General features: G+C 71.6%; 21 protein-coding genes. 13 read left to right on the top strand and 8 right to left on the bottom strand.

Annotated elements, in window-relative coordinates; all coding sequences use genetic code 11:
* Positions 1-105 precede the first annotated feature (105 nt).
* Entirely contained in the window at positions 106-561 is a 456-nt protein-coding gene (locus ACTHNQ_RS03680; protein WP_440331187.1) for an SRPBCC family protein, read from the top strand.
* A 69-nt stretch (positions 562-630) separates the two neighbouring features.
* Here ACTHNQ_RS03680 and ACTHNQ_RS03675 read toward each other — a convergent pair whose 3' ends face one another.
* Positions 631-2,325, bottom strand: a complete 1,695-nt coding sequence (locus ACTHNQ_RS03675) for an ABC1 kinase family protein (RefSeq protein WP_440331185.1) — start codon at positions 2,323-2,325, stop codon at positions 631-633.
* 10 nt (positions 2,326-2,335) lie between these two features.
* Entirely contained in the window at positions 2,336-2,899 is a 564-nt protein-coding gene (locus ACTHNQ_RS03670; protein ID WP_440331183.1) for a PadR family transcriptional regulator, read from the bottom strand.
* A 114-nt stretch (positions 2,900-3,013) separates the two neighbouring features.
* Here ACTHNQ_RS03670 and ACTHNQ_RS03665 point away from each other — a divergent pair, with 114 nt between their 5' ends.
* Positions 3,014-3,559 (top strand): MarR family winged helix-turn-helix transcriptional regulator, encoded by a 546-nt coding sequence (locus ACTHNQ_RS03665; protein WP_440331181.1) that lies wholly within the window; start codon positions 3,014-3,016, stop codon positions 3,557-3,559.
* A 1-nt stretch (position 3,560) separates the two neighbouring features.
* Positions 3,561-4,361, top strand: coding sequence for an SDR family oxidoreductase (locus tag ACTHNQ_RS03660; RefSeq protein ID WP_440331180.1), 801 nt, complete (start codon positions 3,561-3,563; stop codon positions 4,359-4,361).
* A 58-nt stretch (positions 4,362-4,419) separates the two neighbouring features.
* Here the strand turns inward: ACTHNQ_RS03660 and ACTHNQ_RS03655 are convergent, their stop codons facing one another.
* On the bottom strand, positions 4,420-5,850 hold the full coding sequence (locus tag ACTHNQ_RS03655) for a dihydrolipoyl dehydrogenase family protein (protein ID WP_440331179.1): 1,431 nt from the start codon (positions 5,848-5,850) through the stop codon (positions 4,420-4,422).
* 138 nt (positions 5,851-5,988) lie between these two features.
* On the opposite strand from ACTHNQ_RS03655, the gene ACTHNQ_RS03650 reads away from it, so the two are divergent.
* The 6 genes from ACTHNQ_RS03650 (at position 5,989) to ACTHNQ_RS03625 (ending at position 10,825) form a co-directional block, all read left to right on the top strand.
* Positions 5,989-6,813: an ABC transporter ATP-binding protein gene (locus tag ACTHNQ_RS03650; RefSeq protein WP_440331177.1), complete on the top strand. Its 825-nt coding sequence runs from the start codon at positions 5,989-5,991 to the stop codon at positions 6,811-6,813.
* The gene (locus ACTHNQ_RS03645; RefSeq protein WP_440331176.1) at positions 6,810-7,487 is read left to right on the top strand and encodes an ABC transporter permease; all 678 of its coding nucleotides are present in this window, start codon (positions 6,810-6,812) and stop codon (positions 7,485-7,487) included. The genes ACTHNQ_RS03650 and ACTHNQ_RS03645 overlap by 4 nt, the downstream gene beginning before the upstream one ends.
* Positions 7,484-8,209, top strand: coding sequence for an ABC transporter permease (locus ACTHNQ_RS03640; RefSeq protein ID WP_440331174.1), 726 nt, complete (start codon positions 7,484-7,486; stop codon positions 8,207-8,209). The genes ACTHNQ_RS03645 and ACTHNQ_RS03640 overlap by 4 nt, the downstream gene beginning before the upstream one ends.
* 24 nt (positions 8,210-8,233) lie before the next feature.
* A complete protein-coding gene (locus ACTHNQ_RS03635) occupies positions 8,234-9,148 on the top strand; it encodes a glycine betaine ABC transporter substrate-binding protein (protein WP_440331172.1) in 915 nt (304 codons plus the stop codon).
* 121 nt (positions 9,149-9,269) lie between these two features.
* A complete protein-coding gene (locus ACTHNQ_RS03630) occupies positions 9,270-10,505 on the top strand; it encodes a hypothetical protein (protein WP_440331170.1) in 1,236 nt (411 codons plus the stop codon).
* A gap of 20 nt (positions 10,506-10,525) precedes the next feature.
* Positions 10,526-10,825 (top strand): hypothetical protein, encoded by a 300-nt coding sequence (locus ACTHNQ_RS03625; protein WP_440331168.1) that lies wholly within the window; start codon positions 10,526-10,528, stop codon positions 10,823-10,825.
* 6 nt (positions 10,826-10,831) lie between these two features.
* Here ACTHNQ_RS03625 and ACTHNQ_RS03620 read toward each other — a convergent pair whose 3' ends face one another.
* Positions 10,832-11,242, bottom strand: a complete 411-nt coding sequence (locus ACTHNQ_RS03620; protein WP_440331166.1) for a DUF3054 domain-containing protein — start codon at positions 11,240-11,242, stop codon at positions 10,832-10,834.
* Positions 11,239-11,991 carry a sulfurtransferase gene (locus ACTHNQ_RS03615; RefSeq protein ID WP_440331164.1) on the bottom strand — a complete coding sequence of 251 codons (753 nt, stop codon included), beginning with the start codon at positions 11,989-11,991 and terminating at the stop codon, positions 11,239-11,241. Before ACTHNQ_RS03615 ends, ACTHNQ_RS03620 begins: the two co-directional genes overlap by 4 nt.
* Positions 11,992-12,111: 120 nt before the next feature.
* On the opposite strand from ACTHNQ_RS03615, the gene ACTHNQ_RS03610 reads away from it, so the two are divergent.
* Entirely contained in the window at positions 12,112-12,315 is a 204-nt protein-coding gene (locus ACTHNQ_RS03610; protein ID WP_440331163.1) for a hypothetical protein, read from the top strand.
* A 19-nt stretch (positions 12,316-12,334) separates the two neighbouring features.
* Here ACTHNQ_RS03610 and ACTHNQ_RS03605 read toward each other — a convergent pair whose 3' ends face one another.
* The gene (locus ACTHNQ_RS03605) at positions 12,335-13,747 is read right to left on the bottom strand and encodes an amidase (RefSeq protein ID WP_440331161.1); all 1,413 of its coding nucleotides are present in this window, start codon (positions 13,745-13,747) and stop codon (positions 12,335-12,337) included.
* A 153-nt stretch (positions 13,748-13,900) separates the two neighbouring features.
* Between ACTHNQ_RS03605 and ACTHNQ_RS03600 the strand changes: the two genes are divergently transcribed.
* The 3 genes from ACTHNQ_RS03600 (at position 13,901) to ACTHNQ_RS03590 (ending at position 15,673) form a co-directional block, all read left to right on the top strand.
* Positions 13,901-14,503 carry a Dps family protein gene (locus ACTHNQ_RS03600; RefSeq protein WP_440331190.1) on the top strand — a complete coding sequence of 201 codons (603 nt, stop codon included), beginning with the start codon at positions 13,901-13,903 and terminating at the stop codon, positions 14,501-14,503.
* Between the two features lie 130 nt (positions 14,504-14,633).
* The gene (locus tag ACTHNQ_RS03595; RefSeq protein ID WP_440331159.1) at positions 14,634-15,005 is read left to right on the top strand and encodes a hypothetical protein; all 372 of its coding nucleotides are present in this window, start codon (positions 14,634-14,636) and stop codon (positions 15,003-15,005) included.
* A gap of 59 nt (positions 15,006-15,064) precedes the next feature.
* Positions 15,065-15,673 (top strand): helix-turn-helix domain-containing protein, encoded by a 609-nt coding sequence (locus tag ACTHNQ_RS03590; protein ID WP_440331157.1) that lies wholly within the window; start codon positions 15,065-15,067, stop codon positions 15,671-15,673.
* A 1-nt stretch (position 15,674) separates the two neighbouring features.
* On the opposite strand, the gene fdhD is transcribed toward ACTHNQ_RS03590, so the two are convergent.
* Together fdhD and moaA are read right to left on the bottom strand one after the other, a co-directional pair.
* Positions 15,675-16,577, bottom strand: a complete 903-nt coding sequence (gene fdhD / locus ACTHNQ_RS03585) for a formate dehydrogenase accessory sulfurtransferase FdhD (RefSeq protein WP_440331156.1) — start codon at positions 16,575-16,577, stop codon at positions 15,675-15,677.
* A 1-nt stretch (position 16,578) separates the two neighbouring features.
* Positions 16,579-17,631: a GTP 3',8-cyclase MoaA gene (gene moaA / locus ACTHNQ_RS03580; protein WP_440331188.1), complete on the bottom strand. Its 1,053-nt coding sequence runs from the start codon at positions 17,629-17,631 to the stop codon at positions 16,579-16,581.
* Positions 17,632-17,952: the final 321 nt, after the last annotated feature.

Genomic DNA, 17,952 nt, shown 5'->3' with positions numbered 1-17,952 from the left:
GAAAGGCCGGGACGAGCTGCGTCCCGGCCTTTCGTGTGCATAGACGGGCTCGCGGGATACGTCAAGCGGGTCCCCCTCGCAGCGTGCAGGTCGCACGCTGGAGCCATGACCCAGATCATCGAGACCATCGACGTCGACGTGCCCGTGAGCATGGCGTACAACCAGTGGACCCAGTTCGAGACCTTCCCGAAGTTCCTCGACGAGGTCGAGTCGATCACCCAGCTCGACGACACCCACAATCACTGGAAGGTGAAGGTCGGGCCGTTCGAGCGCGAGTTCGACGCAGAGATCACCGAGCAGCACCCCGACGAGCGCGTCGCGTGGCGCAGCATCGGCGGCGACACGGCGCACGCCGGCGTCGTGACGTTCCACCGGCTGAGCGACACGAGCTCCCGCGTCACCGTGCAGATCGACTGGGAGCCCACCGACCTCCTCGAGAAGCTCGGGTCGCTCGTCGGCGCCGGCTCGCACGCCGTCAAGAAGGACCTCCGCAACTTCAAGGAGTTCATCGAGAGCGCTCCTCGCGAGACCGGCGCCTGGCGCGGCGACGTCGCGAGCTGACGCCGGAGCGGATGCCGCGGCCGGCGGGACCGCGGCATCCGCTGTTCTCCGCGCGCAGGGCGAGCGACCTCATTCCCCTGGCCGTCGCAGGAACCCCGAGAACAGCGTGTGCAGCAGCGGCAGGATCGACACGATCATCAGCACCGTTCCGATCGTGAGATCCTGCGAGCGCAGCACGGCGCCGCTGATCAGCAGGGCCGTGAACAGGACGGCCGACACCACCCGGCGACCCATGCGCTCGAGCTTGCGCAGCTTCACGTCGAGCTTGGGCACCTCGGCGACGAGCTTGCCGTCGACGATCTGCGACACCATCTCGTCGAGCCGTCCCGGCAGCCGCGCCACCACACCGGCGACCGACACCGCCTCTTTCGCGAATCCCTGGACGAGGCTGCCGCTCTGATCGCGCAGCAGCTGATCGGCGTACGGCTCGACGGCGTCCCACACGTTGAACGCCGGATCCAGGGCGCTGCACACGCCGCTGGTGAGCGAGATGGCACGCACGATGAGGAGGAAGTTCTCGGGCAACTGGAACGGCAGGGAGCGGACCACGTCGCCGAACTCGGTCGCGAAGGCCTGGAACTCGCGCGGGTCGACCTTCTGCAGCTCAGCGAAGCCCATGCCGCCGAATCGTGCGAACAGGGCCGTCATCGCGCGCTCGAGCTCGGTGGTGTCGGCTGACGGCAGCAGGGCGCCGACGTCGCGGATGCTCGCCACCATCTTCTTGCTGTCGCGCGCCGCGACAGCGATGATCAGCTGCTGCAGGCCCTTGCGCAGACTGTCGGGCACCTCGCCCATCATCCCGAAGTCGACGAACGTCAGCCGCCACGGCCGTGCCCCCGGCGCGGCGCCGGGACCCGCCGGCGTCACGAAGATGTTGCCCGGGTGGGGGTCGGCGTGGAAGTACCCGTCGACGAACAGCTGGTCGAACATCACGTTCGCGAACTCTTTCGCGACGGCGGCCGGGTCGATCCCCGCGGCCCGGAGACCATCCACGTCGGTGATCTTGATCGCCGTGACGTCTTGGAGCGTCAGCACGCGGCGCGTCGTGCGCTCCCACGCGACCTCGGGCACGGCGACGCGGTCGTCGCCCGCGAAGTTGTCGGCGAACCGCGCGGCGTTGCGCGCCTCGAGCAGGTAGTCGATCTCGTCGCGGCTCGTGCTCGCGAACTCTTCGACCAGCGCCGGCAGGTCGACGTGGTCGTGCACGACCCGTACGCGGTTGAGCCACGTGGCCACGCGCCGCAGCGCCCGCAGGTCGACGTCGACGATCGCGTCGATCCCCGGCCGCTGCACCTTCACCACGACGTCCGTGAAGCCGGTGTCGGCGCCATCGTCGGGGTTCAGCCGTGCCCGGTGGGCCTGACCGAGGGATGCCGCGGCCACCGGCGTCTCGTCGACCCACGCGAAGGCGCGTTCGAGCGGCATGCGCAGCTCGGCCTCGGCGAGCGCCCGGATCGCGGGGAACGCGACCGGCGGCACCTCGTCCTGTAGGCCTTCCAGTTCGCTCGTGATCTCGGGCGGCAGCACGTCCAGGCGCGACGACAGGAACTGTCCCACCTTGATCATGAGCCCGCCGAGCGACACCGCGAGCACATGGAACTTCTTGGCGATGCGCTCCAGCCGCTTCGACCTGTTGCGCGCGGCGAGGGCACTCAGACCGAAGCGCGGGAGCACGAGTTCGAACCACCACGCCTGCACCATGTAGCGTGCGGCGAACCGCAGGATCCGCCGATAGCGGGCGCGCGTGTTGCCGGCGTCTGCCATCGGTCTCCCGTCAGTCTTGAGCGAGGATCGAGTAGAGCCTACGCCGCGCCTCGTCGAGCACGTCCACGGCCTGCGCGACCTGGTCGGGCGTGCCTCCGCGCGCGACCTGCGCCGCCGCCTGCGCGAGCTTGGCGCCCGCCTTGGGCAGGGCGGTGGCGCGACCCGCATCGTGGGTGCCGTAGGCCTCCCACGGCGCGGTCTTGTCGTCGCCGGCTTCGACCTCGGCACGACCGGCCTCGGTCAGCGAGTAGGTCTTCTTGCCGCCGGACTCCTCCGCGACGACGAGCCCCTCGTCGGCGAGCAGCTGCAGCGTGGGGTACACCGAGCCGGGGCTGGGCTTCCAGGCGCCGCCGCTGCGCTCCTCGATCTCGTGGATGATCTGGTAGCCGTGCATGGGCTGCTCCGCGAGCACCGCGAGCACGGCGGCCCGCACGTCTCCGCGCGCCACGCGCGGCGAGAAGCGCTGCTCGAACGCGTCGCGGAGCTGGTCCATCGCCTCGAAGAGCCCGCCGGGCAGACCCTGCCCCGCCTGGTTCCGGTGTCGGGGTCCGAACCCCGGGTACGTGCCGCTCATGTCGACCTCCTGACGAGTGCCTTCCGATAGCCCGACGATACCCAGCGATATATCGTTCGACAAGCGTCCTCGATATTTGGTTGCCTCAGGCAATTACCGGCGTAGACTCGGACCATGGATGCCGCACCCCGCGCCGACCTGCTCTCCTCGCTCACGCGACTCATGTCGCGGTGGTCGTCGAGCACCGTCCAGGCGCGCATCGCGGGCGGCGTCGGCGTGGCGCTCGACCCCACCGAGATCCGGGCCGTGTACACCCTGGGGCTGCACGGCGGCGCCGCTCGGCCGAGCGTGCTGGCCGACGAGCTGAACGTCACCCGACCGACGATGTCGAAGTTGGTCGCGCGGCTCGTCGCCGACGACCTCGTCACCCGCGAGGCTCACCCCGCAGACGGCCGTGCCGCCACCGTCGCGTTCACCCCCCGCGGCCTCGACGCCTACCGCCGGCTCGTGACGGCCGGCCACGACATGGTCGACCACGCGCTCGCCGAGTGGTCACCCGCCGAGATCGACGCGTTCGGCGCCCTGCTCCACCGCTTCGTCGACGGACTCCTGACCGAGTCGCCGGCGCCCACGACTCCCGCGGACCCCGCCCGAGAAGAACCCGCCGCCCACCCGCGGCAGCCTGCGACGGCGACCCCGTCGCCCACAGAAGGAGACTGAAATGCCCCGCACCTACGTCGTCACCGGTTCCGCATCCGGCATCGGCGCCGCCACCGCCGAACTGCTGCGCAGCCGCGGCGAGACCGTCGTCGGCATCGACCTGCGGGGCGCCGAGGTCGAAGCGGACCTGTCCACCCCCGAGGGGCGCGCGGATGCCGCCGCGCAGGCGATCGACAAGACCGGCGGCGTCATCGACGGCGTCATCGCCTGCGCCGGCATCTCGGCGCCGATCGGCAAGACGATGTCGATCAACTACTTCGGCGTGACCGAGCTGCTGACTGCCCTCCTGCCCGCCTTGGGGGCATCGGACGCGCCCCGGGCCGCCGTGGTGTCGTCGATGGCGTCACTGCAGCCGGTCGACCCGGCGCTGGTCGAGGCCGCACTGTCGGGCGACGAGACGGCGGCCGTCGCCCGCGGCGACGAGCTGGCGGCGCAGGGCCCGGAGCTCGGCTACCTCAACTACCCGTCGTCCAAGCGCGCGCTCTCGCGCTGGGTGCGGCGAGCCTCGATCTCGGACGACTGGGCAGGCGCCGGCATCCCCCTCAACGCGGTCGCCCCCGGCACGGTCATCACGCCGATGACCGCCGGGCTGCTCGCCACGCCCGAGGGCGCGGCGATGGTGGACGCCGCGGTGCCCATGCCGCTCAACCACCACCAGCCGGCGTCGTCGATCGCCGAGCTGCTCGTGTGGCTCACGAGCCCGGCGAACACGCACATGGCCGGCCAGACCATCTACTGCGACGGCGGCGCCGACGCGACCCTGCGCGGCGACGACATCTGGTCGTGGAACGACCCGAAGTGATCCTCGCCCGACGCTGAAACGAGCGGATGCCGCGGCCCCGGGCCGCGGCATCCGTTCCTCATTCCGGAGCGGGGCGGCCGTACGCCTCGAGCAGGCGCAGCCACACCTCGCTGATCGTGGGATACGAGGGCACGGCGTGCCACAGCCGCTCGATCGGCACCTCGCCGACGACGGCGATCGTGGCGGAGTGGAGCAGCTCACCGACGTCCTGGCCGACGAAGGTCGCGCCCACCAGCACCCGACGCTGCTCGTCGACGATGGCGCGGGCACGCCCCGTGTAGTGGTCGGCGACCTCACTCGCGCCGGCGACCCAGGCGAGGTCGTAGTCGAGCACGCGCACGTCGAGCCCCGCCTTCTTCGCCGACGCCTCGCTGTGACCGACGGCCGCGACCTCGGGATCGGTGAACACCACTTGCGGCACGGCGACGTGATCGGCCGTCGCCACGTGCGCGCCCCAAGGCGCGTCGTCCACCGTGCGGCTGCGGGCCCGCGCGGCGATGACATCGCCCGCGGCCCGTGCCTGGTACTTGCCCTGGTGCGTGAGCAGCGCGCGGTGGTTGACGTCGCCGACGGCGTAGAGCCAGTCGAACCCGCGGACCCGCAGCGTGTCGTCGACGTCGAGCCACGACCCCGGCTCCAGCCCGACGCTGTCGAGGCCGAGGTCCTGCGTCCGGGGCACGCGGCCCGTGGCGACGAGCACCTCGGCGGCGCGCACCTCCGAGCCGTCCGAGAGGGTCAGCACGACCTCGCCGTCGCCGTCGCGTGCGGCACGCTCGACCTCGACGCCGGTGCGGACGTCGGCGCCGGCATCCGTCAGCGCCTTCGCCACCGCCTCGCCCGCGAAGGGCTCGACGCCCCGCAGCAGTCCTGACCGTGCGATCACCGTGACGGGGACGCGCAGCGAGGCGAACAGCGTGGCCATCTCGCTGCCGACGACGCCGCCGCCGAGGATCGCGAGGGATGCCGGCACCGCGCGCATGCCCGTCGCCTCGCGGCTGGTCCACGGCTGCACGTCGCGCAGCCCCGGGATGTCGGGGAGGAGCGCAGCCGAACCGGTCGACACGGCGACGGTATGGCGGGCGACGAGCACGGTCTCGGTGCCGTCGGCGCCCGTCACCGTCACCTGGCGCTCGCCCGTGAGGCGCCCGTGTCCGCGCACGAGGTCGATGCCGGCGCCCTGCAGCCACTCGACCTGAGAGGTGTCGTCCCAGTCGTGGACGAACGTGTCGCGCCGTGCGAGCACCGCCGCGGCGTCGAGGCCGCCGGTGACGGCGCCCGACGCGCCCTGCACGTCGCGCGCGGCGCGCAGCGCGGCGCCGGGCCGCAGCATCGCCTTCGAGGGTATGCAGGCCCAGTACGAGCATTCGCCGCCGACCAGCTCGCTCTCGACGATGACGGTCGACAGGCCGCCCTGCACGGCGCGGTCCGCCACGTTCTCGCCGACGGGGCCTCCGCCGATGACGATCAGGTCGTACTCGTGAGCAGTCATGCGCCCCAACGTATCGCCGTGTGACGACGTCGGGCGCGCGTCTTGCGCATCCGGGGTCCCGGGCGCAAGCCTGTCTCGGTGTCGGAACCGTGTGGTTAGGTGGGAATCCCGCTGGCACAACCCGGCCGAAAGGGCAGCATGGCGATCGAATTCCGCGCAGTCTCGAAGCGGTATCCGGATGGCACCGTCGCCGTCGACGACTTCAGCGTGCTCATGCCCGCCCACAAGACGACGGTGCTCGTCGGCTCCTCGGGCAGCGGCAAGACCACGCTGCTCCGCATGATCAACCGCCTCATCGAGCCCTCGGGCGGTGTCATCGCGATCGACGACGAGCCCATCTCGGAGCGCGACCCGGTGAAGCTCCGGCGCGGCATCGGTTACGTGCTGCAGAACGCCGGCCTGCTCCCCCACTTCTCGGTCGTCGACAACATCGCCACGGTGCCGGTGCTGAACGGCGTCCCGAAGGCCGAGGCGCGCCGGCGCGCGTTGGAGCTCATGGACGTCGTGGGCCTGGAACGCGGGTTCGCCAAGCGGTATCCGAGCCAGCTGTCGGGCGGCCAGCAGCAGCGCGTGGGCGTCGCGCGAGCCCTCGCCGTCGACCCGAACATCCTGCTGATGGACGAGCCCTTCGGCGCCGTCGACCCGATCGTCCGGCGCGAGCTGCAGACCGAGACCATCCGGCTGCAGCGCGAGCTCGAGAAGACGATCGTGTTCGTCACGCACGACATCGACGAGGCGTTCCTGCTCGGCGATCAGGTCGTCATCCTCGAGAAGGGGGCACGCATCGCCCAGATCGGCACGCCCGACGAGATCATCGAGAACCCCGCGAGCGAGTTCGTCGCGGACTTCATCGGGGTCGAGCGCGGCACGCGAGCACTCCGCGCCAAGCAGACCGGGCGCGGCACCGTGCTCGTCGACGCCGCCGGGCGGGCGCAGGGCGTTCTCGTGGAGGACTCCCCGTGAGCTGGGTGCTCGACAACCTCGACCTCATCTGGGCGCTGACGGTCGCGCACCTGCGACAGAGCGCGATCGCGGTCGTCGTCGCATTCATCGTCGCGCTGCCCGTCGGCTGGGCGGCGTTCCGCTATACGAGGCTCCGCGGCGGTCTGCTGACGGTGGTCGGGCTGCTGTACACGATCCCCTCCTTCGCGCTGTTCCCCCTGCTCACCGTGTTCTTCGGCATCCCGCTGCTCTCGGAGGCCAACCTCGTCGTCGCGCTGTCGATCTACGGGGTGGCGATCATGACGCGATCCGTCACGGACGGCCTCTCGTCCGTCGACGAGGTCACGCGCTCCGCAGCCGTCGCCGTCGGCTTCGGAGCGTGGCGCCGCTTCTGGACCGTGGACTTCCCACTCGCCGGCCCCGTGATCCTCGCGGGCCTGCGGGTGACCGCCATGTCGACGATCTCGCTGGCGACCGTCGGCACCCTCATCGGCGTGCAGAACCTCGGCTACCTGTTCACGAACGGCTCGCAGCGGCGCATCGTCGCGGAGGTTCTGGCCGGTGTCATCGCCGTGGTGGTCATCGCGGTGCTCGTCGATGTGGCTCTTCTGCTGCTCGGACGTGCCCTCATGCCGTGGACCCGGCGCATCGCGCCGCCGCGCTGGGATCGCATCCGATGGGCGGTGCACGCATGAACCTCCTCATCGACGCGCTCGCATGGATCTTCTCCCCGGCGCGGCTCGAGGGATCGCTCACCCTGCCGATGGCGATCCTCCAGCACCTCGCATTCACCTTCGGATCAGTGGCGATCGCCGCCGTCATCGCCATCCCTCTGGGCTGGCTCATCGGCCACACGGGGCGGGGACGCGAGGTGGCCGTCATCCTGTCGGGTGCGGCGCGGGCGCTCCCTGCGCTCGGCCTCGTCGTGCTGCTCGTGATGGTCGCCGGCGTCAACCTCAAGACCGAGGCGGCCGTCACCGTCTTCGTCATCCTCGCGATCCCCTCGATCCTCGCCGGCGCCTACGCCGGCATCGAGGCGATCGACCGGACCGTCATCGACGCCGGGCGTGCGATGGGAATGACCCAGTGGCAGATCCTGTTCCGGATCGAGATGCCTCTGGGTCTCTCACTCCTCATCGGCGGGCTCCGCTCCGCCACACTCCAGGTGGTCGCAACCGTGACCATCGCGGCCTACGTCGGCCTGGGCGGGCTCGGGTTCTTCATGATGCAGGGGCTCAACACCCGGAACTTCATCGAGATCCTGGGCGCCTCGATCGTGGTCGTAGCGCTCGCGCTGGTGCTCGATGGAATCTTCGCGCTCCTCGCCCGCTATGCCGTCCCCCGCACCACCGGCCCGCGCCCACGCTCCCGCCGGGCGGAGCCCGTCGCAATCCCCGTTCCGCAGACGTCACACTGAACCCAACCCACCGGAGGTACGACAATGTCCACAGCACGAACCCGGTTGGCGCTCGCGTTCGCGGGCACCGCCATCGCGGCGCTCGCCCTCGCCGGCTGCGCCTCGAGCGATCCCCTGAGCGGCGAGAGCACCGATGCCGGCGGGGCGACGGATTCGTCGACCATCGTCATCGGCTCGCAGGCCTATTACTCCAACGAGATCATCGCCGAGATCTACGCCCAGGCCCTGGAGGGCGCCGGCTTCACGGTCGAGCGCAACTTCAACATCGGCCAGCGCGACGCCTACATGCCCTCGCTCGAGGACGGGTCGATCGACCTGTTCCCCGAGTACACCGGCAACCTGCTGCAGTTCTTCGACAAGGACACGACGGCGACCCAGTCCGACGACGTGTACGCGGCGCTGAAGGACGCACTGCCGGACGGCCTCACGGTCCTCGATCAGTCGCCGGCGACGGACCAGGACTCGTACAACGTGACGGCTGCCTTCGCCAAGGAGCACAACCTGACCTCGATCGCCGATCTCGCGAACGTCGACGGGCTCGTGCTCGGCGGCGCACCCGAGCTCGAGACGCGTCCCTACGGCCCCACGGGGCTCAAGGACGTCTACGGCGTCACCGTCTCGTTCTCGGCGACCGCCGACACGACGGTCGACGAGCTCGTCGCCGGCAACATCCAGGTGGCCGACGTCTACAGCGCCGACCCGCTCATCAAGACGAAGGACCTCGTGACGCTCGAAGACCCCAAGGGCCTCTTCCTCGCCTCGAACGTGGTGCCGCTGGTCAACGCCGACATCGCCGACGAGATCGCCGACGTCATCAACCCGGTCAGCGCCAAGCTCACCCCGGAGGGGCTCATCGCCCTGAACGTCGAGTCCACGCAGGACCAGCGTTCGTCCGAAGACATCGCGAAGGACTGGCTGGCCGCCAACGGCTTCAGCTGATCCACTGCGGAAGGGCACGGCGGCGTTGCGCCGTCGTGCCCTTCCGTTCGTGGATGCCGGCGACGCGACGCGCAGGTTTCGCTAGGTTGATCAGCGAATCGTTCCCCGGCCGAAGGCGTCCATGACCGACCCGCATCCCCCGCACGAGCAACCGGTCACGCCCGCCGACCCCGGCTACTACGCCCCGCCCCGCGCCGACGTCGAGGGCCCCGTCTCGCGGCCCTACGAGTACGTCTCGGCCGCCGATCGGCCGGATGCGCCCCCGGCGCACGCAGCACCCGCGCACGCAGCACCTGCGTATGCCACGCCGGCTTACGCCGCCCCGCAGTACGCCCCGCCTGGCTCTCCCTCGACGTTCGCAGCGCCGCCGGCGATCGCGCCCCACCGCGGTGCGCCCATCGTGGCCCCCCGCGACGAGCGCCCGAAGGGGATCGCCGTCACCGGGTTCGTGCTGGCGATCGTGGGGCTCGTGCTCGCGCTCATCCCGGCCACGGCGGGATTCGCGATCCTGGTGATGCTCGTGGCCTTCGTCGTCTCGATCATCGGGCTCACCGGCTCGCGCGGCGGCGGCAAGGGGTTCGCGGGCACCGGGCTGGCCCTGTCGATCCTCGGGGGCCTCGTCGCCGTGGTCGTGGCGGCGCTGCAGGCGTTCGGCGCGTTCGGCTCGAGAGACCTGTCTTCGCCGCCGAGTTCCTCCGACGACTATGCGCAGTACGAGCCCGTCGGCAGCCGTTTCGCGGCGCCCGGCGCCGACGGCATCCCCGACGACGGGGTGACCTTCGCCACGCCCGTGGCACTCACGGTCACAGAGACCGCATTCGGCGCAGAGACGGACGGCGGCTCGTCGTGGTTCGTCGTCATCCTCGACAACACCAACAGCGACTACATCTTCACGGACGCCGAGATCCGGGTACGGGCGCTCGATGCGACCGGAGTCGAGGTCGCGGCGGCATCCGAGTACCTCACCGCGCTGCAGGGACGATCTGCCGTCGTCCTTCACGGCGTGGCGACCACGGGCGCCGTGGCGACGGTCGAGGTGACGGTGCCCGAGGCGTCGTATGCGACCGTCTCTCCGGCCTCCGAGACCGGGCGGATCACCGTGACAGGCATGCAGCCGATGGCCGACGATCGCGACAACCGCACCAGGGTGTCGGGCGAGGCCGTCGGCAGCTTCGCGGCCGACCTGTGGTACACCCGCGTCGTGGTGGTCGCGCGCGATGGCGGTGGGCGCATCATCGGCGGCCAGGTCGCCGCAGTGGACCGGCTGCCCGGCGATGGGAGCCCTGCGCCGTTCAACGGGTGGTTCGTGCCGCTGGTCGCCGCGGATGCGGCGTTCGAGGCCTACCCGACGCCGTGACCCCCGCCTAGGCTGGGCCAGTGGCGTTCGGTCAGGTCGTGATGGTGGGATTCCTCGCCCTGCTCTTCGCCCTGCCGGTGTACTTCCTGTGGTTCGCGTTCGACGCGCACCGGCGGCGTCGGCGCGGCGAGGCTGCGAACCACTCGTCGGGCGGCGTGGCTGCGATCGACATGGTGTTCCAGCCGACGGCCGAAGATGCGCGTGTGGTGTGGGAGGCCGAGCAGATCACGCCGGCCCCGGCGCCGACACCCGGGGACGGTCCGGGTGTCATCGACGGCAACCGGATCGTGATCGAGACCGGGCTGCGCCACGCCGGCTGACGACGGTCAGCGGCGACGGATGCGGCGCACGAGCGCCGAGATCAGACGCCAGCCGACCAGCGCGATCAAGAGCGTGACCGACGCGACGATGATGAACGGCAGCGCGGTGCCCTGGCCCGTCGCCGCGCGCAGCAGCATCCCTCCGATCACGGTGGCCGCCCAGACGCCGAGCCCCGTACGCACGGGTGCCGAGGGTGCGCGCCACGCGAGCGTCACGAGCCAGCCGATGCCCAGGCCTGCCAGGAACGGCCATGCGGTCTGCCACAACCCCGACCAGACGTCGGAGTCGTGGCTCGCGCGGCCGGTCGCGGCGAAGGCGACCACCAGCACCACGTCGAGGATGAGGGCCAGCACGACGGCCGCGACGGTCGGGCGCTGCGCATGCCCGACGCCCGCGCCCGGTGCCCTCCCGCTCACGCGGCGACCTCCCCCGGGGCGGCGACCGGCGCCAGGCCCGGGGTGAGCGCTTCGCGCTCGTCGAAGACGAAGCACTCGCCGTTCCAGTGGGCGCCGCCGACGTGCTCGAAGTAGCCGAGGATCCCGCCGTCGAGCTGGAAAGCCTCGACGCCGATTTCACGCAGGTAGATCGCCGCCTTCTCGCAGCGGATGCCGCCGGTGCAGTAGCTCACGACGGTCTTGCCTGCGAGGTCGGATGCCGCTGCGGCCGCGGCATCCGGGAACTGGGTGAACCGCTCGATGCGCCAGTCGATCGCGCCGTCGAACGCCCCGTAGTCGACCTCGAAGGCGTTGCGGGTGTCGAGCAGCACGACTTCGCGGCCCTCGTCATCGGTGCCCTCGTCGAGCCAGCGCCGGAGCGTCACCGGGTCGACCGCCGGGGCACGGCCCGCCTCGGGGCGGATCGTCGGGTGGTCCATGCGGATGATCTCGCGCTTGACCTTCACGAGCATGCGGCCGAACGGCTGCGCGTGCGACCAGCTCTCTTTCGTGGTGAGCGCGGCGAACCGCGGATCGCGGCGCAGGTCGGCGACGAATCCGCGCACAGCCTCGGGGTCGCCGGCCAGGAACAGGTTGATCCCCTCCTCCGCCAGCAGGATCGTGCCCTTGAGCCCCGCGGCGACCGCACGCTCCCGCAGCCGCGGCTTCAGCGCGACGGCGTCGTCGAGGCGCGTGAACAGGTACGCCGAGATGTTGAGAACGGATGCCACACCTCCAGCCTACGGATGCCGGCTGAGCGTGCCGTCCCGTCGCGTCAAGGGGGTGTTGGGCGGCGGGCGCCGCGCGCAGGCTGGGACGGTGCCCGTCGATCGCGGCGGCTGGAGGCAGGAATGACCGATCCCACGATCCCCGAACCGCTCCCGGGCCAGGTTCCGCCCGGGCAGCGCCCGCCCGGGCCCGGACAGCCCACGCCGGACGAGCCGTTCCCGGCCACGCCCGACGAGCCGCCGTCGCCCTGGCCCGACGAGCCGCTCGCTCCCAACCCCGAGGAGCCGATGTTCCCGGGCACCGAGCCCGAGACGCCGTTCCCCTGAGGCCGGACCGGCGCGGCGGTCAGGGCTGTGGCAGCGCCGGGACGCCGGCCTCGACCGCGCGTCCCAGCGCGAACAGCGCCTCTTCGGCGAACATCGGCCCGATGAGCTGCACGCCGGTGGGTGTTCCGTCGTCGCCCAGACCGGTCGGGAGCGCGAGCGCGGGCAGCCCGAGGTAGTTCGCCGCCACCGTGAGCCACAGGTCGCGCCAGGCTCGGTCGGCGGCGTCCTGTCCGCCGAGGTCGTAGTCGGGTTCGCGCATGCGCGACGTCGACACGGGGCCGAGGAGCACCGGCACCTCGGCCTGCAGCCGTCGCCAGTCGGCGGCGATCACCGCGCGCCGGCCCCAGGCCTCGGCGTACTCCCGGGCGGTCTCGTACGGCTGCGCCACGGCGGTGCTGTCGCGCAGGAACGCCGTGGCAGAGCGCCCGAGCGGCATGCCCAGCTCGGCGGGGTCGAGCGACATCAGCATGTCTGTGCACGACAGCCGCCGCCACAGCACGGCGGCCTCCTCCAGGCGCGGCGCCTCGATATCGACCACCTCCCACCCGGCGGCGGAGAGGGACGCCGCGGCGCGCTCGATCCCGCCCGCGACCTGAGGGTCCACCTGGGACCCGCGCACGACGCCGACGCGCCGGGGCAGCCCATGCGGCGGCGGTGCCTCCAGCGACACCGGGTCGTCGGCATCCGCTCCCTGCATCACCGACAGGGCGAGCGCGACATCGTCGACGGTGCGCGCCATCGGGCCGTTGACCGAGAACTCCTGCAGCGTGAGAGCGACCGGGTATCCGGTGACCGCTGCGCGCGGGACGCGGCCCCGCGACGGGCGCAGCCCCACGACGCCGGCGGCGTAGGCCGGCAGGCGCAGCGATCCGCCGAAGTCGTTGCCGAGTCCGATCGCGCTCATGCCCGTGGCCACCGAGACCGCGTCGCCGCCGCTCGAGCCGCCGGCGCTGCGCTGCGGGTCCCACGGGTTGCGGGTGCGTCCGAACAGGTCGTTGTCGGTGTCCCACCGCATGCCGAAGTCCGGCATGTTGCCACGCCCCACCGGCACCGCGCCCGCCGCGCGCATACGCCGCACGATCGTCGCGTCGCGCGCCGGGACGGCCTCGGCCAGCCCGCGCCAGCCGTTGGTGGTCGGGGACCAGGTGAGGTCGATGTTCTCTTTGACCGAGATGGGCACTCCGGCGAGCGGACCGGGGTCCTCGCCCGCGGCCAGCGCGGAATCGAGGAGGGATGCCGCCTCGCGAGCCTGCTCGGCGAACACGACGGTCAGCGCGCCGAGACCGGGGTTGCGGCGTGCGATCCGGTCGAGGTGCGCCTCGACGACATCGCCGGCGGTCACCTCGCGAGCGCGCACCGCCGCGGCGATGTCGGCCGCGGACGCGGCGGGGGCGAGAGCCGGATGGTCGGTGGGCGAATGCTGCGCGGTCATCGGACCCATCCCACCATGCGGCGGCCCTGCGCGCACCGAGTGAGCGCGTGACGTAGCACCCGAGGCGGCGCCGCACAATCCCCGACCGGACACGGCCGCGCCGGGTTAGCGTCGGCTACGACCCCGATGGCACCGCCGGAACCGAACGGAGCGATGATGGCGAACACGACCGCGAAGAAGACCACGACGAGCAGCTCGGCCGCTTCCCGGCGGCGGACCGGAACCGGTGCGACGGGCAACCGGCGCGCGGCGGGCGGCGCGGGTGCCGCGCGTACCCCCGAGCAGAACGCCGAGCGGGGCTTCACCGCGTCCGAGTCGCTCGCCGAGAACCTGCAGAAGGTGCTCGTCGACCTCATCGAGCTATCGCTGCAGGGCAAGCAGGCGCACTGGAACGTGGTCGGCCGCAACTTCCGCGACACGCACCTCCAGCTCGACGAGATCATCGAGGCCGCCCGTTCCTTCGGCGACACGGTCGCAGAGCGTATGCGCGCCCTGCACGCGTTGCCCGACGGCCGCAGCGACGAGGTGTCGCGGACCACGACCCTGCCCGAGTTCCCGCAGGGCGAGATCGCCACCGACGAGGTCGTGGACCTCATGACCGAGCGGCTGGATGCCGTCGCCCAGACCTGTCGCGACGTCCACGACGACGTCGATGAAGAAGACCCCACCAGTGCTGACATCCTCCACGCGATCCTTGAGCGCGTGGAGCAGCTCTCGTGGATGGTGAGCGCGGAGAACCGCACGCCGAAGCGGTGATCCCTGGCGCCCTCACACTGCCCGCCTCCGTCTTCGGACGGACCGGCGGGCAGTGCCCTTTCCTGGCCGTGTGTGACGTCCGCCGAGGTCGTCTGACGGCCGGATGCCGCACGCCACTAGAGTCATGCTCATGGCATCAGGCAAGCAGCAGCAGAAGCAGGAACCCGAGCTCCACGGCGGGGTGCTCAGCGGGGACGGCAGCCCCGGCCTCTGGGGCGCTCTCATCGGGCTCGTGGTCTTCGTCTTCCTCGCAGTCCCGATCTCGATCGCGGTGCGCTTCGCGACGCACCCGGCGACGCAGCAGCTCTTCGGCGGCCGTCTCGAAGAGGCCAGCAACGGCGCCTACGTCGCGTTCTGGTGGGTGATCGCGATCGGCCTGTTCGCCATCCCGTTCCTCATCGGCTGGGCGGTGGCCAAGCGTTCGGGCAGGACGCTCTCGATCATCATCGGCATCGTCGCAGTGTTCTTCATCGCGATCCTCATCCTCGGTCAGCTCTTCTGACCCCGGCTCCCCGGATGCCGTGACGGCCGCGGGCGGCGGCATCCGGGGATAATGGGCACATGGGGACCGGTTACAGCGCGATCTCCAGCTATTCGCGCGTCGAGATCATGCGGCTGCTCCAGGAGCGGCCGCAGCGGGCGATCCCCGAGCTCGTCGAAGCCACCGGTCTGCACGCGAACACGGTGCGCGAGCACGTGCAGCGGCTGATCGACGCCGGTTACGTCGTCGCCGAGACCGAGCATCGCACCATGCGCGGCCGGCCGCGGGTGCTCTACTCGGCGGCCACCGGCGACGACACGTCGAGCCCCGTCGCCGCACGCCGCGCCGAGGCGGCAGCGCGACGCGGCGACCTGCTGCGCCGGATCTACGGATCGGATGCCGAGCCCGCCGCTGCGATGACCACCGAGGCGCTGCATCAGCTCGACGCGCTCGTCGACGACCTGGGCGACGCCGGCTTCGACCCGATCGTCGATGAGCGCGACCTCACGGTCGATCTCTCCCCGTGCCCCCACGCCCCGTCGGGCGCGCGCCGCGGGGTGCTGTGCGGCGTGCACATCGGCCTCATGGACGCCGTGCTGGCACAGGCCGGGGGTCCGCTGCGCGTCGAGGGCATCGCCCCGGCATGCGATCCCGCGCAGTGCGTCGTGCAGCTGACTGCCGACGCCTGAGTCAGACCACCACGCGGTCGGGTCGTGCGTACACGTTCATCGACGCGCCGCGCACGAACCCGGCCAGGGTGAGCCCCGCCTTCGTCGCCAGCTCCACCGCGAGCGAGGACGGCGCCGACACCGCCGACAGGATCGGGATGCCGGCCATCACCGCCTTCTGCACGAGTTCGAAGCTCGCGCGCCCCGACACCTGCAGAACGGTCGCCGACAGCGGCAGGCGGTCTTCGAGCACCGCCCAGCCGACGACCTTGTCGACCGCATTGTGCCGGCCGACGTCCTCTCGCAGCACGAGCAGCTCCCCCGTCGCGGCGTCGAAGAGCGCGGCGGCGTGCACGCCGCCGGTCTTGTCGAACGCCGCCTGCCCGGCGCGCAGCCGGTCCGGAAGCCCGGCGAGCAGTGCGGCCTCGACGGTGACGGCATCCGTCGACACGTCATGGCGCGACTGCTTCTCGATCATCTCGATCGACGCGGCGCCGCACACCCCGCACGCGCTCGTCGTGGCGAACGCCCGGACTCGCCCCGCGACCGCGTCGGCTGCGCGCGGCGCGAGCGCGATGTCGAGGACGTTGTAGGTGTTCTCGGCGGAGGTGGTCGCGAGGGTCGCCACGGGCGGGGCGCCCAGCGCGATGAGCGGGCTCGGAGCAGGGGCCGATCCGGGCCCGCCACAGTGGATCGCCGCGCGCACGTCGCTGCTCTCGCCGATCGCGCCCTCCGACACGAGGAAGCCCGCAGCCAGCTCGAGGTCGTGCCCGGGCGTGCGCATCGTCACCGTGAGCGGCTCGCCCGCGATGCGGATCTCGAGCGGCTCCTCGACGGCGACGGTGTCGGCCCGTCGCCGGACCGCGACGCCGTCGCCGCCGAGCGAGATCCGCGTGACCGGCGTGCGGGTGGTGACGCGGCCCACGTCAGCCCCCGATCGCGTTCATGCCGCGCGCCGGCTGCAGGAACGACGGGTCGTTGATCGCGTGACCGGGGAGCTTGCCGCGCACGCAGGAGCGCAGCATCCCGTCGATCCCCGCGTCGACGTCGGCGCCGCCGCGCAGCAGCGGCAGCAGGTCGTACTCGGTGGTCGAGAACAGGCAGTTGCGCAGCTGGCCGTCGGCGGTGAGGCGCAGGCGGTCGCAGTCGCCGCAGAACGGCGCGGTCACCGAGGCGATGATGCCGACGGTGTCGGGACCGCCGTCGAGGGTCCATCGCGCGGCCGGCGCCCCGGCGCGGCCGGGCACGGGCGTGAGCGTCCACCGATCGGCGAGCCTGCCGAGGATCTCGTCCTGGGTCACCATGCTCGAGCGGTCCCAGGTGTGGCCCGCGTCCAGCGGCATCTGCTCGATGAACCGCATCTGCGCCCCGTGCGCGACGGCGAAATCCACGAGGTCGACGAGCTCGTCGTCGTTGACGCCGCGCATCGCCACCGCGTTGAGCTTCAGCGGGCGGAGCGAGCATGCCGCAGCCGCCGCGATGCCGTCGAGCACGTCGTCGAGCCGGTCCCGGCGGGTGAGCTCGTGGAAGCGGTCGCGCCGCAGGGTGTCGATCGAGATGTTGAGGCGGTCGAGCCCCGCGTCGACGAGTGCGGGGAGGAGCTCCCGCAGCCGGATGCCGTTGGTCGTCATGGCGATCTCGACCGGCCGGCCGTCCGGCCCCGGGATCGCCGCGAGACGGCGCACCACCTCGACGATGTCTGTGCGCAGCAGCGGCTCCCCGCCGGTGAGCCGGAAGGTGGTGATCCCGTCGGCTGCCGCGACGCGCGCGACGGCCTCGATCTCGTCCAGCGTCAGGATGCTCGTCTTGGCGAGCCATTCGTTGCCCTGCTCGGGCATGCAGTACGTGCAGCGCAGCGAGCACCGGTCGGTGAGCGAGATGCGCAGGTCGCGGTGCACGCGGCCGTGCGTGTCGACCAGCGGCGCGCCCGGCCCCGCGTGCGCCGGCTCGGCGGCGTCGGATGCCGGGGCGGCCGGCATCCGCTTTCCGATCACGACGGGGATGGCGCTCACGCGCGCCGCCCCGATCGCCCCGTCCGCACCGCCATGGTTCGAGGGTAGTCGTGCGGTGCGACGGCGGGCGCGGAGTGGCGGATTATTCACGGCGGGGGAGCGTGCGATCCCGCTCCGGGACTGGGAAAGTGGAGCCGCACGGGTCTGCTCCATCCGAGGGGTCCCGTGTGGTCTGACCACATGCTACGGTGGTGCTGACCAGTCCGGAACCGAATGGAAAACCCATGGATCTGCTGGACCCTCTGCTGCTCGCCCGCTGGCAGTTCGGCCTCACGACGCTGTACCACT

Origin of the sequence: Microbacterium sp., assembly GCF_051953575.1 — a bacterium.
In the GTDB taxonomy this organism is placed as follows: Bacteria; Actinomycetota; Actinomycetes; order Actinomycetales; family Microbacteriaceae; genus Microbacterium.
The sequence above is the reverse complement of the archived record's forward strand: the minus strand, read 5'-3'. Positions and strand labels throughout refer to the sequence as shown.